The sequence below is a fragment of the Bacillus sp. JZ34 genome (genome assembly GCF_053903205.1).
The window spans coordinates 3,951,737-3,969,615 of sequence record NZ_CP096403.1; the positions used below are offsets into that span (position 1 = coordinate 3,951,737).

Sequence of the window (17,879 nt, forward strand, 5' to 3'; positions counted from 1 at the left end):
TCCGCTCTAAAAATAAGCGGTTTCCACCGCTTGCCGCAAGCGGTCGATGCCGCGGCGGATGTCGTCTTCCTTTACATTGGACGTATTGATTTTTAATAGATTTTTTTTTGGAAAGGCCGACATATAATGAGCGTTTACCGGTTCGAGCAGGACGTTCCGTTTTTGTAAGCTTTTGATCAGACGGGACGCCGGGATCGTCCGGTCCAATTCGATGTGGGTGTGGATGGCCGGATGGCCGTGTGGATGGAATTCAAGCACATCCCCCAGTGACGCGGCACATTCTTTTAGCAGATCATGCAGAAGGCATGATCTTTTTTGATAGGAAGAACGGATCTTTTGCTTATGCTTTTCAAACATCCCGCTCTTCAAATAGATCTCCAAAGCGGCCTGAGACAGCATGGAACTGTCAATGTCGAGCAGCTGTTTGTACCGGTTGAACACATCTGTCAGAGAATCGGGCAGCACAGCGGCTCCGACCCGCAGACCCGGAAAAATAATCTTGGAGAAACTTTTCAAATAAATGACGTGTGAAGAAACGTCATAATAATGTAACGGGTCCGCCTTTTTATGATTCTCCAAATCTCCTAAAAAATCATCCTCGGCGATATAGACGTCATACTTTTCCGCCAGCTTGACGATGGCCATTTTTTCCCGTTCCGTATAGGAAGTCCCGAGCGGATTGTGGAATCTCGGCATCGTATAAAAGAATTTGATGTCTTCGGTTTGGAAAGTTTGCTCCAGCTCGTCCATATCGATGCCCTCAGCGGTTCTCTCGATGCCGATTGCGGGTATGCCGTGAACTTCAAGGTATTGAATCAGTAAATGATAGCTCGGCTGTTCGATCAGAATTTTCCGCTTCCGGTTGGGAAAAGGCATTGAAGCGAGCAGAGCGAGGGCCTGCTGCACGCCTGATGTAATAAAAATGTGTTCCTCTTTCGCAAACACCTGGCCGTTGGCAAGCTCTTTTTGTATGGCCTCGATTAATGACGGAAGACCTTTCGGCGTCCCATAGATAAACAGATCGTTTTTGTATGTGTCAATGGCTTTATTGATGCAATGCTGAAAATCGATGTATGGAAAGACATCAGGATCAGGAGCAGATGCTGAGAAATCGATCACAGCCTTTCCGGGATTTGGTCGCTGATTCGTTTTTTTCACGACGTAATAGCCGCTTTTCGGCACTGAGTAGATGAGGTGCTGTCTCTCCAGCTCGCTAAACGCCCTGATGACCGTGCTTTTGCTTACTTTGAAGCGTACGGACAGCTCGCGGATGGACGGCAGCCTGTCCCCTTCCTGAAAGGATTTGTCTTCGATCATATCCTCCAATTCGTTCATCAGCGCTACATATTTGTGCATGTTCGTCTCCTTCGCCAATCTGTAACGGTACAGATTCCGTTTTTTTGTATTGTATCAGATTTCGCTTCCGTATAAGATGACAGAAGCCGGTAAAATATCTGTATTGCATGCATACTTTAACGGAGATGATCGACTTTGAACAAATCTGCTTATGCGGCAGCTTTGCTCTATGCTTTTATCATTGGGTTTTCTTTTTTCTTTGTCAAATTGGCTCTCACTGCAGCGAATCCGGTCGATATTCTGGCCCATCGCTTTACGGTCGCTTTTTTGGCCGCGCTTTTTCCCCTTCTGCTTGGATGGGTAAAGATCGGCATCAGCATGAAAGATGCGCTGAAGGTACTGCCTTTAGCTTTATTTTATCCTGTCATGTTTTTTGCTTTTCAAGTGTTTGGGCTCGTCTACACGTCTTCGTCTGAAGCCGGCATCATTCAAGCGGCGATCCCGATCTTTACGATGATATTCGCCGCTTATTTTTTAAATGAACGGTTTACGAAGCGGCAATTCTTTTTCACCGTCTTGTCAGCGGCGGGGGTGGCCTGCATCTTTATGATGAAAAGCGCAGGCACCGGAAGCTCCGATTTGAGAGGGGCGGCGCTGATTTTGCTTTCGGCGCTTTCATCGGCGGGCTACAGTGTGCTCGCGAGAAAGATGACACGCACCTTCAATTCGCTTGAATTAACATATGTGACCACTGGTGCGGGATTTCTCTTTTTCAACGGCATCGCCGGGATCAGTCACATGGCAGACGGCACGCTGAGCGGATTTTTTGCTCCCTTCACTGATCCGGTGTTTATTCTTTCGGTTTTGTATTTGGGCGTGTTGTCATCGTTTGCGACATCATTTTTATCTAATTATGCTCTCTCAAAAATAGAAGCTGCGAAAATCAGCATGTTTAATCATCTGGCGACACTGGTGACGATTTTGGCTGGGATCATATGGCTGGGAGAATCACTTGAATGGTTTCACTTCGCAGGAACGGGGATGATTATTGCCGGACTGATCGGAGCGACGATGGTCAGGCCGGAAAGTCGGCTGAAAAAAGGCTGAAAAACGGAAAATCGGCTGTTTCAACACACCGATTTTCCGTTTTTCTTTATATTGCCGGGCCGGCCTCCTTGCGGCTGGCCGCGGCAATCGTTTTGATCTTCGCGGCTACTTGTTCCGTTTTTGCTAAAAGATACATATGGCCGCCTTTGAAATAGTGGAAATCGATCGTACGCGCCCACTTTTTCCAGCCATGCGCATCCTTCATGCATTTTTCATCGCGATCTCCGTTCAGGATATGAACAGGCGACATGAGCGGCGTATGATCCGTATGGCAGAACGTCTCAAGCGCTCTGTAGTCCGCTCTGAATGACGGCAGGAAAAAGTTCATGACTTCCCTGTTATCTTTCAGTTGTTGGGGTATTCCGCCAAGCTGGATGAGATGGTCGAGAAATGCGTCATCATTTTTGTGAGACACTTTTTGCCGCTGAATATGAGGCGGCTGAATCGCTGAAATCACCGCAGCTGCCGGAAAGATGCCTTCTTGTTCAAGCTTTTGCGTCAACCTGTAAACAACCATCCCGCCCATGCTGTGGCCGAACAGTACGAATGGAGCGGAGAGCCTCGGCTTGAGCGCCGCTATATACAGATCGACGAGTTCTTCCAAATTGTCGACAAACGCCATTCGATTTGTTCCGTGTCCAGGCGGTTCGATGGCCAGTACTTCAAAATCTGCTTTTAAATGTTCATAAAGCGGTCTGAATGATGCCGAATATCCCCCGGCAAACGGGAAACAGATCAACTGCGTGCCGCCTGCCGGCGCTCCAAACTGCTTAATGATCTCGTTCATTTATCATGCACCCCCGATTACAGCGGCACGTTCGCCCAAAATCTGTCTGATCAGATCTGCATTGGTTTTGACAAAGACGTCCGCGAGCATTTCATCATGTCTTCCAGCACCTTGATATTCATCATAAGAAGACTCCGTTCCTTCTTTCCACGTCGAAAGCCATTCCGGGAGCGGTTTCGCGTGCTCTGATTTGATCAAGTGAATCTCGCAGCTGACCGTTCCTTGATGGACAAGGTTAACAAAGTAAGAATAATAGGCTGCCATCTTTTTGGCGATGCCATCGGCAACCGTCTTGATTTTCATATATTCATTGTCCTTGTTGGCTTCCATCAGAGCAGCTGTATCAGCTTCAATTGACCGCCCTTCTAAATCGCTGACACCGTTCTTCATATATGAATCGATCATCAGCAGCTTTTCGACTTTCCGCCCGTTCTTTTCGAGTGTTTGCGCCACTTCAAAGGCGAGTCCGCAGCCGGCCGAATAGCCGATCAATGTCAGCGGCCCTTCAGGCTGAAGGCCGGAGATGGCTTCTGCGTAGCGCACGGCGCGGTCATCGCTTTCTATAAAGTCAAACGCATGAATCTTGTATTCCGGCATTTGTTCGGCCAGTTTGCCGTACACGATGCCATAGCCGAGGACAGGTGGGAATGCGAACAAATGGCGGGTGCTTTCCTGATTGAAGACGGTTTTTTTCACGTCATCCGTATGTCCGCCCTGGTCGATATAAGCCGCGAGGCCCTCGATTGTGGGCATTTCAAACAACACATTCACCGGAACATCGATGGCGAGATCTTTCAGCATCCGGGAGGTGACAGCCATAGCTTTCAATGAATGTCCCCCGATTTCAAAAAAGTTCTCGTCTATTCCGATCTGCTGTCTACCGAGAACCTCAGACCAAATGATCGCAAGCTTTTCTTCCGTCATATTGCGAGGTGCACGGTGCTCTGTTGGATTCGGCCGGCCATCTGCTTCAGGAAGAAGGCGGCGGTTGACTTTTCCGTTTGCGGTGAGCGGCAGCTCTTCAAGCATGATATATGCATCCGGCACCATGTAAGCCGGGAGATTCCGAGCCAGTTGGCGGCGAACCTCCTCGTTCGAAACCACAGCTCCCCGCACCGGGACGACATAGGCGGTGAGCGCCGCATCCCCATTCCCGCTTTTCTTGGCGATTACAACGGCTTCCTTTACGTCTTGACAGCGCATCAGCTCCTCTTCGATTTCACCGAGCTCAATTCGGTGGCCGCGGATTTTCACTTGATCATCGATCCGGCCGATGAAGTCGATATTGCCGTCCGGCAGCCAGCGGGCCAGATCCCCTGTCCTGTACATCGTTTCACCGCTGTTGAACGGATGCGGCACGAATTTTTCCGCAGTCAGTTCCGGCCTGTTTAAATAGCCGCGCGATACCCCTGTACCGCTCAGACACAATTCACCTACCGCTCCAATCGGTTGAAGCCGGTTATTTTCCGTCAGAATGTATGCATTGGTTTCGTTTATCGGCTTGCCGATCGGAATGGAAACCGCGCTGTCCTCAATGCGGTTGACCGGATAGAACGTCGCGAAGACGGTCGTTTCCGTCGGCCCGTATACATGAATGATCCTGTCCGGTCCCATGGCGGCAAATGCTTTCTTGACATGGCTGACAGATGAGCGCTCTCCGCCGAACAGAACTTTGCGAATCCCTTTCATCCACTCTGTTCCCGCATCGACCAGGAGGTTGAACAGCGCCGTTGTCACAAACATGACCGTGATGTTCTCCTTCTGAATCGTTTCTGTCAGCTTGCCGATATGGAGAATCGTCGCCTGATCGGCCACTACCAGCTTTGCTCCGTTTAAAAGCGCGCCGTACACATCAAATGTGAAGCCGTCAAACGCATAGTTTGAAAGGGACAGCAAGGTGTCTTTCTCGGAAAGGCTGATGTAGTTTGTCTCTTTTACAACTCTTGTAATATTGGCATGGGTCGTCAGATTGCCTTTCGGTTTTCCCGTTGTGCCTGACGTATACATGATATAAGCAAGGTCGTCCGGTTCGGCGGCAATTTCAAGGTTTCGCCCGCTTTCTGCAGACACCGCCGGATCGTCGATCAAGATCGTATTCTGATGAAAAGAAAGCGACGCCGCATGTCCGGCAAGCTCTTCTTGTGTCAGCATGCAAACAGCCCCGCTGTCCTCCAGCATATACTGAATCCGCGCTTCAGGATATTCCGGGTCAATCGGCAGATAGGCGCTCCCTGCTTTTAAGACGGCGAGTATCGCGATGACCATTTCTGGCGAACGACGGAACAAAAGAGCGACAGGTTCGCCGCGGCCGACGTTCTTTTTGCGCAAAAGATGCGCAACCTTGTTCGCCTTTTCGTTCAATTCCCGATATGTCAGCGTCCGCCCGGCCGCTGATACCGCGGGTTGTTCCGGGAGCGCTTCAGCACATTGCTCAAACCGTTGCGGGATCGTCAGCCCGGTTTGCTTCCGTTGGACTTGACCGTTAAATTCATGGAGAAGGCGCTCTTTTTCCTTTTTGGATACGACACAAATGTCGTCAAGCGGCTGCTCCGGATTTCTGATGATCTCGCGAATAGCTGTCAATAGCTGTTCTTTTAGCTGCAAGATGAAAGATGGTTCGAAGACATTCCTGTTGTATGCGAGTTTCAGCAGCATTTCTTCACCCGGTGAGGCAAGCAAATTCAGATCATAATTCGATTTTTCGAAAACGGTGATATCATCCATTGTGAAGCCGAGATTTTTTTCTTCGTGCTGTTTGTTGGCTTCTTGCAGCGGATAATTTTCAAAAACGATAATGTGGTCGATCAAGTTCGGCGCTGCTATATGACTTTGGATATCATAGAGCGGCATATATTGATGCGGCTCAGCTTCAAGCGCCTGCTTCTGCAATTCAGCGACCAGCTCTGTAAAGGTCGTTTGCGCGCCAAAGGTTACCCGTTTCGGGACGACATTGATAAACAAACCGACCATGTGCTCGACACCTTGAATGTCAGCGGGGCGGCCTGACACAACTGTACCGAAGATCAGATCGCGGGATCGCTGATAGCGGCTGAGCAGCACCGACCACACCGCCTGAAGAGCCGTGCTCAACGTGGTATGATGCTCTTTTGCAAGCTGTGTGAACACTTCTGTATCTTCTTTTGGAAGTGTAAACAGCAGTTCTTCCGGCTGATTGCCGGCTTGCTCCGGTTTTTTCCGCTGTTCGCTGAATGTCGTCTGCCCTTCGAATCCGGCTAAATGATGTTCCCAGTAAGCCAGCGATCTTTGTTTGTCCTGACTTTCGAGCCATTTAATATAGTCTTTGTAAGGTTTGACGGGCCCGAGGCTGTATAGCCTGTTTTCGCGGAGCGCGTTGTACACTTCAAACAGTTCCTGTACGACGATCCCGAAGCACCATCCGTCCAGAAGAATATGATGATAGCTCCACACCCATTCGTAACGGTCCTGTCCCTTTTTAAAAACCGCGGTTCTCATCGGAATGTCTTTTGAGAGGTTAAACCCTTTTTCTTTATCTTTTCGTTTATAATCTTCGATTCTCTTATTTTGTTCTGCTTCAGAAAGTCCTGATAGATCAATTTCTTCTGCCTGAAACGACCTTTCCTTTAAAACGACTTGAACCGGACGTTTCATTTTTTCATGAACGAAAACGGTTCGGAATATATCGTACCTGCCGATGATGACATTCATGCTTTTTTCCAATATATCTTTTTGAAAAGAGCCTTTCACCTGCATGCTGATTTGTTCAATATAAAAGCCTTGTCCCGGATGCAGCAGCGTATGAAAAAGCATCCCTTCCTGCATCGGCGACAAATAGTATATGTCCTGGACATGTTCTTTTTTGAACTGGCTCAAAATCGTATCCCCCTTTCATAGGCTCGCCCGCTTAACAAGCGGGCAAGTCCTCGGTGTTTATTTCAAGTTTTCTTCAAGAACGTCAAACAGGTCGCCCATTTCTTCCATCTCAAGATCGCCGGCAGAAAAATCACTCGGTGTAAATTCGCGCTCCTCTTTAGCTGTACAATGGTCGATCAATGCCGTTAGGGAAGCTTTGAATCTGTCCATCAGCCCTTGTACGGTCTGTCTGTCATATTCCTCTGTATTGAATGAACATGACAAGATGAATTTTTCCTTGCTGATGATGCCGCTGAAGCTCAGCGCATAGAGCGCTTCAGACCTTTCAGAAACCTGTCTGCCCATATCATAAGAAGAAGGTCCGAAGAAATCGGTCTGCACCTCCCTGTCGATCTGCCCCAGGTAGTTAAAGCTGATGTCAGGCTTGATCGAGAAATCGGCACCGGCTTTTTTCCGGTCTGTTAAGTAGCGAAGAATGCCGTAGCCGATTCCTTTGTCAGGAATGCGCCGAAGGGTTTCTTTGACGTTTTTAATGGTCTCAGGCAATCCTGCCGCTGCTTCGCTTTTTAAAATAACCGGATATTGCGCGGTAAACCATCCCGCCGTTCTCGAAATATTCATCCCCGGAATGATTTCCTCTCTGCCGTGCCCTTCCATATTGATGCAAATATTGGAGCCGTTCGTCCATTCTCTGATTGTCAGGCTGAGGGCGGAAAGCAGGATGTCGTTGATATCCGTTCCATACGGCTCATGCACTTTCGTCAGCAGCAGACGCGTCTCCGCTTCGCTTAATTCAAACGTAACTGCAGAAGTGTTTTCCGCTTTTCTTTCTGCGGCAGCCCGATCTTTCGGCAGCTCGCAAATGCGCTCTTGTTCAAGTCTGCGCCAATAATCGGCCGTTTTAAGAAAGCGTTCGCTTTGTGCATATGCCTCAAGCTCTTTTGCCCAGTCTTTAAACGAATTGGTTTTGTCGGGGAAGACAATGTCATGCTGCTGTGCGGCTTGCGAATAGCCTGATGCAAAGTCTTCCAGCAGAATCCGCCATGACACGCCGTCGATCACCAAATGGTGAATGACGATCAGCAAATGGTCGCCTTCCGCAGTCTGATACTGTTCTGCCTTTACAAGCGGCCCGTTTTCGAGATCAAGGCTTGCCTGAAGACGGTTTGCCTGGGCGGCGATTTCCGTTTCAATGTCAGTGACATATCGAAGGTCAACCACTCGAAAGGCGAACGAACGGTCGCCCGGCCCGCGGTTATACTGAATGAGGCGGCCGTTTTTCTTTTGATACACCATGCGCAAGGCATCATGATGCTCTGTCAATGCCGCCAATGTCTGTTCAACGAGCTCCGGGTCAAACCCTGAAGGCGCGTGAAGCATAACCGACTGATTCCAGTGATGCTCGTTCGTAAATTTGCGTTCAAAGAACCAGCGCTGAATCGGCGTCAATGTGACTTCCCCTTCGACAGGTCCTTGATTGATCGGTTTAGCATCGGCCCATTCAATATACGAACTGATCTCTCCGATCGTCGGGTGCTGAAACAAGTCCTTCATCTCCAGCTTCCATCCGTGCTGCTGAAGCCGGCTTGCCATTTGAATTCCTTTGATCGAGTCTCCGCCGAGCGCGAAGAAATTGTCTGTGATCCCGATTCGGTCTATACCGAGAACCTCCTGCCAAATGTCCGCCAACAGCTGTTCCGTTTCTGTAAGCGGCGCTTTGTATTCGGCTGTCTGCGCTTCGACGTCAGGCTGAGGCAGCGCCCTTCGGTCGACTTTTCCGTTCGCCGTAACCGGAAGCTCTTTAAGCTGCACCCAGAATGACGGTACCATGTAGTCCGGGAGCGTCTGCGCCAGCTTCCGGGCGAGGCTTTCTGTATCAAGCTGTTCATTCGCAACGACATAGCCGCACAGCGCTTTGTTGCCGCAGGCGTCTTCGATGTCGGTGACGACGGCTTCCTGCACTTCGGAGAGCCGCGCGAGCTGGACTTCGATTTCAGAAAGTTCGATCCGGAAGCCGCGGATTTTCACCTGCTGGTCGATTCGGCCGATGTACTCAAGCCGTCCGTCTTCCAGCCATTTGACCGCGTCCCCCGTCCGGTACATGCGCTCGCCCGGCACAAACGGGTCTTCCGTAAAACGCTTCGCCGTTTCCTCTGGCTTGTTCAGATAGCCGCGCGCAAGCCCGCGGCCGGCGATGCACAGCTCACCCGCGACACCGACGGGCTGGACTTCGTTGTTTTGTCCTAGCACATACGCCCGCGTATTGGCGATCGGCTTTCCGATTGAAAGCATTCCTTTATCAGGATCAATCGCCGTGCTCGTCGCGACGACCGTGTTTTCCGTCGGTCCATAGTTGTTGACGAGCGTGTAGGAGCGTTTTGCGATCCGTTTCAGCTTGTCTCCGCCCGTAAGCAGCACGCGCAGCGACTGGTTGTCCAGCTCCATGAACTGTTCGCACAACTGTGTCGGCAGGAACGTGATCGTTATTTTGTTCTCTTCAAAGTATTGATTTAAGCGCGTAATATCCATCCGGGTCGCTTCATCAATGATGTGAAGCTCCGCTCCGGCGATCCAATACGGGAACATCTCCCAAACGGAAGCGTCAAAGCCGAAGCCGGCATATTTCGCGCTTTTGTCCTGTTCGGTGACCTTAAAGGCGTCATTATGCCAATAACACAAATTCACAAGCGACCGGTGTTCGACCATGACGCCTTTCGGCTGGCCGGTCGTGCCCGATGTGTAGATCAAGTAGGCCAGGTTGTCTGACTGAGCTTGCGCGTTTGGATTCATGTCATCCTCTGGATAAAGCTCGCCGTCCAGAATGGAGCCTTTTCCATTTAAATCGATCACGTCTCCGGTAAATGTGTCCGGCACCGTTAATCCGCTTTGCGTCAAAAGCAGCTCTGCGCCACTGTCTTTTAGCACGTATCCGATCCGCTCGGCCGGATAGCTAGGATCGATCGGCACATAGGCCGCTCCCGCTTTCAAAATTCCGAGCACGCCAGCGGCCATTTCAAGCGAAGGCTTGACCATGATCCCGATCCGCTGTTCAGGGCGGGCCCCTTTTTCGATCAGCAGCCGAGCCAGGCGGTTCGCCCGCGCGTTCAGCTCTTTGTATGTCCACTCCACGCCGTTGTACACCGCTGCCCCGCGGTCAGGCGTGCGGAGGACTTGCGCTTCGAACAGCTCATGGACCGTTTTGTCCTCCGGCACATCAAGCTTCGTCTCATTCCAATTTTGAACGATCCGCCGTTTTTCCGCTTCATCCAGAAGCGAAAGCTCTGAAAGGCGGGCATCCGGGTTTTCGGCAACCGCTTCGAGCAGGTTAAGCAAATATCCGCTCCAGCGTTCAATCGTTTGTTTCTGAAACAAATCTGTTGCATATTCGAACTGAAGGCCGATTTCATGATCTTTTTCAAAAGCCCCCAGTGTCAGGTCGAACTTGGCAGCAGCATGTGAAATCTCATACGGCTTGATTGTCAGACCGTCTAAATCGAGCGTCTCTTTATCAGGATCTTCCGTTGTCAGCATGACATTGAACAGCGGATTCCGGCTCATATCGCGCGGCAAATCAAGCTTGGCGATCAGCTCTTCAAACGGATAGTCCTGATGGTCGAGGGCTGCGAGGCTGTTGTTTTTGACCTCTTCCAAAAACTCGCTGAATGATGCTTGATCAGGTACATGGTTTTTCAGCGCCAACGAATTGACGAACATCCCCGGCATGTCTTTCAGATCAGCATTCGTTCTGCCCGCTGCCGCTGAGCCGACAACAATATCCTTTTGGCCGGCAAGGCGGCTTAAAAACAGGTTAAAAACGGCGAGCATCACAATATTCAGCGTCGTGTTCGTTTCCGCCGTCAAACGGCGGATTTTAAGGGCGGTGTCTTTTGATACTTTAAAGTGAACCCGATTCCCGGCAAAGCTTTGGACAGGTGGACGCGGAAAGTCGAGCGGAAGGCTAAGTTCCGGAACGCTTTCCTTAAACTGCCGAAGCCAGAACTCTTCCTGTTTCCGGATGTTTTCTTGCTGGTCAGGTTCTTGCTGCCACACCGCATAATCTTTATAGTGCAGTTTCGGTTCAGGGAGCGAAGCGCCTTTATAAAGCTGTGCGATTTCTTTGACGAAAAAGCTTCTGGAAACGCCGTCCGCAATAATATGATGTGTATCAATCAAAAGCAGATGGCGCGTAGAGCTGATGGAGAGCAGCTCGGCTCTGATCAGCGGAGCCATGCTGAGATCAAACGGTCTAATAAAGCGGTTGATTTCCGCTTCTGCGTCGTCTTCATGAATATGAATAACCTTTAAGTCAATGTCCGCTTTTTCATGCACAATTTGAACGGTACGGCCATCGATTTCAACAAATACGGTCCGCAATGATTCATGGCGGTTCACCAAGTCGGCGAACGCCCGTCTTAAACGATCCGTATCAAGCACGCCTTCCATCATGAGAACAGACGGCATATTGTAGCCCGTTCCGTTCTTTTCAAAATGATGGAGGGCATACATCCGTTGCTGAGCGGATGAAACCGGATACCAGTCGCGTTTTTCGGCAGGCTGAATCCCGCTTTGTTGTGACTGTCCTTCGGATGCTTCAATACTGCGGGCGAGCAAGCCGACTGTCGGACAATCGAACAATGTTTTTAACGGTACTTTTTTTCCGAGCTTGGATTGGATTTCCGCTGTCAGCATCATTCCTTTTAATGAATGTCCGCCAAGATCGAAGAAATTATCGTCAAGTCCGACCTTCTGAACGCCAAGCACCTCTTCCCAAATGCCGCAGAGGGCTTTTTCAATTTCGGTTGACGGCGCTCTATACGAATCGCTTCGTCCGTTTAGACCTTGCGGCTCCGGGAGTGCGCGGCGGTCCACTTTTCCGTTTGCCGAAAGCGGCATTTTATCCACCGTTACGAAGTATGACGGGATCATGTACGACGGCAGCCGCTCGGAAAGACGCTCTCTCAGTTCGGAAACCGGCAGCTGTCGTTTCGCTTGAATATAAGCGCACAATTCGTCTAACCCCGAGTCAGTCGTAAAGGAAAGAACGATAGCCCGCTCTATATCATCAAGCCCGTTAAAGGCTTCTTCGATTTCTTTCAATTCGATTCTGTAGCCGCGGATTTTCACCTGATCATCCGTCCGCCCCAAAAATTCAATCTCTCCATTCGGAAGACGGCGGACGAGATCCCCTGTTCGGTACATGAATGTGCCCGGCGTGTAAGGATTTTCGACAAACTTCGCAGCCGTGAGTTCCCGGTTGTTCACATATCCTCTTGCAAGCCCGCTTCCCGTTATATACAGCTCGCCTGCTGCTCCGGCGGGAACAAGCCGGTGGGAGGCGTCTAATACCAGTGCTCCGGCGCCCGAAATCGGCCGTCCAATCGTCGGACGCTCGGCGAATTGTCCGATCATGTCCGGCTCGAGCGGTTTAGCGATTGCTCCGATCGTCGTTTCCGTCGGACCGTAATGATTGATGAATCTGGTGTCCGGATAGCGGGAATGGAACCGCTCCACATCTTTCGGATTGATTTTTTCTCCCCCTAGTACAATCAGTCTCAATGACTGAAGCCCCTTTGCCAAAGCGAAGCTTTGCGGCTGAACGACCGTATGGAAAAGCGACGGCGTCAGCTTCATATATGTGATCCCTTGTTCACCGATATAATGAGTAAATGCCTCCGGTTCTGTATACGTTTCTTTCGGGACGATATGCAGCTCTCCTCCGGCAAGCAGCACCGGGAAAAAGCTCGTGTATCCGAGATCGAACACATAGGAAGACAAAAGCATCGTTTTATCCGAAGCTGACAGGTGCGCCTCACTGATAAACCAGGAAACATAGTTTGCCAGATTCCGGTGTTCGAGCTGAACACCTTTCGGCCGGCCAGTCGTTCCGGATGTGTAGATGATGTACGCCAAACTCGCTCCGTCCGTAGTTGGATGCGGCCGTTTATTACTTGCCATCAGCGTGTCTTTTCTGACATCTATCAGTCTCCCGGTATACCAATCCGCGAGATCCGCTTGATGGGAAGGTTCTGTTAAGAGCCAGCGGACTCCGCTGTCTTCCAGCATATATTGCACCCTGCTCGTCGGCATTTCCGGATCAATCGGCAAAAAAGCGCCTCCTGATTTCATTACACCTAGAATCGCTGCGGCGACCTCTGCAGAACGATTCAGCATAATGCCGACAACATCGTCTTTTCCGACGCCTTCACTGCGCAGCACATTTGCGATCTGATTTGCTTTTTCGTCGAGCACGCGGTATGTGAGGATCGTTTCCCCGCAGACAACGGCCGGCTGATCAGGCATTTCGTCCGCCTTTTCTTCAAACTGTACATGAAACGGCCGCTCCTCAAGGCGCTCCGCCTGGCTGCGCCTCGCTTCTTCGAGCAGAAGTGCGCGCTCTTTGACTGAAAGCAGTTCGATGTCCCTGAGCTTAATGCCGGGGTTTTCGCAGATTTTTTTAATCACATTTAAGAAGTGACCGCTCCAGCGCCTAATCGTTTCTTCTTTAAATAAGGATACGGCATAGTCAAAACTCAAACCGATTTCGCCATCATGCTCCACAGCCTCAAGCGACAGATCGAACTTCGCCGTGCGGTGGCGCACCGAGTAAGACGAAATCTGCAAATCTCCGAGTTTCAGCGTCGGGACCTCCATGTTCTGCATGTTGAAAAAGACGCTGAACAGCGGATTTCGGCTTGTATCCCGCGGCAATGGCAGTTTTTCAATCAGTTCTTCAAGCGGATAATCCTGCTTGGCAAAGCCTTGAAGACTTGTCTCTTTGACTTCCTGCAAAAACTGCTTAAACGTTTTTTCTCCTTCAGGACGATTGCGGAGCGCCAGCGTATTGACAAACATGCCCGGAATGTTGTGCAAATCCGGATGGGTTCTGCCTGCCACGGGCGATCCGACGATCAAATCATCCTGTGACGCATACTTGGAAAGCAGGATATCAAATGCAGCCAACAGGAACATATAAAGTGTCGCATCAGCTTCAGAAAGCAGCTTTTGAATGTCTGCCGTCAGTTTTTGATCGATTCCGAAGACGACACGGTCACCTTCAAAGCTGCGTTTTGACGGCCGTGGAAAATCGTACGGCAGATCGAGAACAGGCAGCTCGCCTTTAAAAACGTCAAGCCAATACTGTTCTTGTTCTTTCAATTTCTCCTGATGCTCCGGTCCGTTTTGCCACACAGCGAAATCTTTATAGTGGAGCTTAGGGGCAGGCGCCTCTTCTCCGTGGTAGAAGCCGGCCAGGTCGCGAATCAGTATGCCGGTGGAGCTTCCGTCCGTAATAATATGGTGCATATCGATCATCAGCAGATGGCGTTTTTCTTCAAGCTTCACGAGCTCCGCCCTGACGAGCGGCGCCTTATTCAGCTCAAACGGCCGGATAAATTCTCTGATCGCCGCTTCGGCTTCCGCTTCTTCCGCCACTGATTCCGTCAGGTGAAAAACCGCGTCTTGATGGATGCTTTGAACGATTTCTCCATCGATTAATTCGAACGATGTCCGCAATGTTTCATGGCGGCCGATCAAAGCCCGAAACGAGGCTTCCAAACGCTCCTTATCTAATTCGCCTTCCAAAAGCAGAACCGCCGGCACATTGTAGCTCGTGCTTGCTTCTTCGAGCTGATTGAGGATGTACATGCGCCGTTGGGCGGACGAAACCGGGTAATTCGGACGGGATGGTGCCGGCGTAATCGAAGCGGTTTCCTCTTTTGTTTCTCCTTGAAGAAATTCGGCCAGCTCTCTGATCGTCGGTTTTTCAAATAATACTTTGATCGGCACCTCTTTTTGGAGCTGCTCTTGTATTTTGGCAGTCAGCATCATCGCCTTCAGCGAGTGTCCGCCGATGGAAAAGAAGTTGTCATCGATTCCCGGCTGCTTGATGCCGAGAATCTCTTCCCAGATTGCCGCCAGAATTTCCTCCGTTTCATTTTTTGGCGCTTCGAATCTAGCAGTCTCTTCAGCGATAGGAGCCGGAAGCTGACGTTTGTCAACCTTTCCGTTGGCTGTCAGCGGCATGCTGTCGAGTTCGATCAAATGGGCCGGAATCATATACTCCGGAAGCGACCGGGACAGCTCTGTCCGCAGCTGCGCGGCCGGCCTCGTGCCAACGGCAGTGTAATAGGCGCAAATCTCGTTTTCTCCGGCGTTGTTTTCCCGAATGACAGCGGCCGCTTCTGAAATCCCCTCAAGGCGGGCTAAAGCCGCTTCAACCTCGCCTAATTCGATCCGGAAGCCGCGAACCTTCACTTGATGATCAATTCGGCCGAGGAATTCGATATTCCCGTCGGGAAGCCATTTTGCCAAGTCGCCCGTACGGTACATCAGCTTCCCTTCGGCAAAAGGATCGCCGACAAACTTTTCATCTGTCAACTCAGGCTGATTCAAGTAGCCGCGCGCCACCCCGTCTCCGCCGACACACAGTTCACCGGGCACGCCGATCGGCTGAAGCGAGCCGTGTTCATCAACGATATAGGCGGTTGAATTTCCGATCGGCTTTCCAATCGGGATCGTTCTCTCATATGCTTGATCGATCAAAAAACAGGTCGAAAATGTCGTATTTTCGGTGGGCCCGTATCCGTTCCAAAGCGACAGTTCCGGTGATTCGCGTTTGACTCTGTTGACGATTCCCGGAACAAGGGCATCTCCGCCGATAATCAGATCGTTCAAGGTTGCAAACATTCCCGGATCCTGCTGAGCAAGCTGATTGAAAAGAGGCGAAGTCAGCCACATTGTTGTGATTCCGGTTTCCTTCAGAAACATGTTGAACCTTTTTCCATCAAGGAGCGTCTCTTTCGGGACGGGATAAAGGGTTCCTCCGTTTAGCAGTGCGCCGAATACTTCAAATGTACTGGCATCAAAGCTGACAGCCCCTGTCTGCGCCATCTTCACGCCGCTCTTCAGCGGGATGTAGCCCGCATTTTTGACAAGGCGGACGATATTGCGGTGTTCGACCATAACGCCCTTCGGCCTGCCCGTCGATCCGGATGTATAAATGTAATAGGCAAGATCTTCGGGCTTGTTGACATGTTCAAGGTTGGCGGCATCTTCTTTTTCTGCATCCATCGCATTTACGGCGAGCACCTCATACCCTTCCAGCGAAATCTGCGTACTGTCTTTTGTAAGGACGATCTTTGACCCGCTGTCTTCGAGCAAAAAGCGAATCCGCTCTTCAGGATATCCGGGATCGATCGGCACGTACACGCCGCCTGCTTTCAGCACCGCCAGCATGCTGACGGCTGCTTCAAGCGACCGCTCCATCATAATGGCGGCGGCATTTCCGTGCATCAAGCCTTTAGCTTTCAGTCTTCTCGCGAGCTGATTGGCTTTCTCATTCAGCCTGCGGTAAGTCAGGCTTCTTCCGTCAGCGGCAACAGCCGTTTTGTCAGGAGACGCTTTAACCTGTTCTTCAAACAGCTCCGGGATCGTCTTTTCTCTTGGATAATCGGATTTTGTTTGATTAAAAGCGAGCAGCGTTTGTTGCTCCTGTTTTGATAACATGGCGGCGCTGGCTGCTTTTGACTCGGGATTTGCAATCGCCTCTTCTGCAAGTCTCGTTAAATGCCCGGCGGCCTGCTCAATGAAAGCCGCATCAAAAGCCGCACCGTTGTATTTCAATTTGATCGTCCACTCAGCTCCCGGATAAACGATCAAATTAAAGTCGTAATTCGTTTGTTCAAAAGCTCCGGCAGCCTTGATGGAAAAGCCGAGCCTCTCATGAATCGTTCCGTTTTCAAGCTCCTTATCAAGCGGATAGTTCTCAAACGCGACAAGATGGCTGATCAAGCGGCCGTCCAATGCCGACCGCTTTTGAATCTCATAGAGCGGTAGGTAGTCGTACCGCTCCGCGTAAATCGCATGCTGCTGTGCTTGTTTGAACAGCTCGGCAAACGATGCGTTTTGATCGACCTTTAAACGGACAGGGATCGTGTTGATGAATAGCCCTGCCATATGCTCGATTCCGTCAATTTCCGACGGGCGCCCGGACACAACCGTGCCGAACACCACATCATCGGTTCTGTTATATTTGGCAAGAACCGCTCCCCAAATCGCCTGAAAAAGGTTGGGAGCTGTGACATGATAGCGGTTTGCCGCCTGTTGAAGGGCATCCACCATATTCTTGTCCCAAACAAACGTAAACTCCTCGTTCCGGTACGATTCTGAATCCGGCCGCGGTTTGCCGCCGAGAATGACGCTCGGACTTTCTAAACCCGAAAGGCGGTGTTCCCAGTAGGATGCCGCTTCACCCTTATCCTGCCGGCCGAGCCATTTAATATAGTCCGCATACGGTTTTCCCTGATCAAGCGGAACCGTCCGGTTTGCTCGAAACGCTTCATAGTTTTGAAAAAGGCGTTTCATTAATATCCCCATGCTCCAGCCGTCCATCACGATATGATGGTTGCTCCAGACGAGAAGGTACTTATTCCGGTCAAGCCGAAAGACCGCCGTTTTAAACAGCATGTCTTTCGCCAAATTAAACCCGGCAGCCTGTACCTCTTGTTTATACCGGTCAATGCGGTTTGTTTGCCTTTCCTCATCCAAGTCCGCAAGATCCTCAAATTCCACTATTGCCTGCCGTTCAGCCAGGACAACCTGGCGCGGTTTTTGCAATTGCTGGTGAACAAAAACCGTTCTGAGAATATCGTATGAACGCACGAGCTGATTCACGCTTTTTTCAAAGATCCCCAAATCAAATTCCCCGTCTATGAATAGCTCCAGCTGTGTGAAGTAAGAGGAAGATTCCGGATCAAGCATTGCGTGGTACAGCATCCCTTCCTGCATCGGTGTCAAAGGATACACCTTTTGAATCTTTTGTTTCCCCATAAGGCACCTC

5 protein-coding genes are annotated in these 17,879 nt (G+C 50.5%); 1 reads left to right on the forward strand and 4 read right to left on the reverse strand.

The genetic code is table 11. The features are described 5' to 3' along the window. Positions 1 to 6: 6 nt before the first annotated feature. The gene (locus tag M1D90_RS20090) at positions 7 to 1,356 is read right to left on the reverse strand and encodes an aminotransferase-like domain-containing protein (RefSeq protein WP_456283005.1); all 1,350 of its coding nucleotides are present in this window, start codon (positions 1,354 to 1,356) and stop codon (positions 7 to 9) included. 135 nt (positions 1,357 to 1,491) lie between these two features. Here M1D90_RS20090 and M1D90_RS20095 point away from each other — a divergent pair, with 135 nt between their 5' ends. Next, positions 1,492 to 2,403: a DMT family transporter gene (locus tag M1D90_RS20095; protein WP_020450109.1), complete on the forward strand. Its 912-nt coding sequence runs from the start codon at positions 1,492 to 1,494 to the stop codon at positions 2,401 to 2,403. Between the two features lie 46 nt (positions 2,404 to 2,449). On the opposite strand, the gene licTE is transcribed toward M1D90_RS20095, so the two are convergent. The 3 genes from licTE to licB are packed head-to-tail and all read right to left on the reverse strand — an operon-like array spanning position 2,450 to position 17,869. Then, positions 2,450 to 3,190 carry a lichenysin biosynthesis thioesterase LicTE gene (gene licTE / locus M1D90_RS20100; protein ID WP_035337259.1) on the reverse strand — a complete coding sequence of 247 codons (741 nt, stop codon included), beginning with the start codon at positions 3,188 to 3,190 and terminating at the stop codon, positions 2,450 to 2,452. Between the two features lie 3 nt (positions 3,191 to 3,193). Next, positions 3,194 to 7,042 (reverse strand): lichenysin non-ribosomal peptide synthetase LicC, encoded by a 3,849-nt coding sequence (licC, locus tag M1D90_RS20105; protein ID WP_456283006.1) that lies wholly within the window; start codon positions 7,040 to 7,042, stop codon positions 3,194 to 3,196. A gap of 57 nt (positions 7,043 to 7,099) precedes the next feature. After that, the gene (licB, locus tag M1D90_RS20110; RefSeq protein ID WP_456283007.1) at positions 7,100 to 17,869 is read right to left on the reverse strand and encodes a lichenysin non-ribosomal peptide synthetase LicB; all 10,770 of its coding nucleotides are present in this window, start codon (positions 17,867 to 17,869) and stop codon (positions 7,100 to 7,102) included. Positions 17,870 to 17,879: the final 10 nt, after the last annotated feature.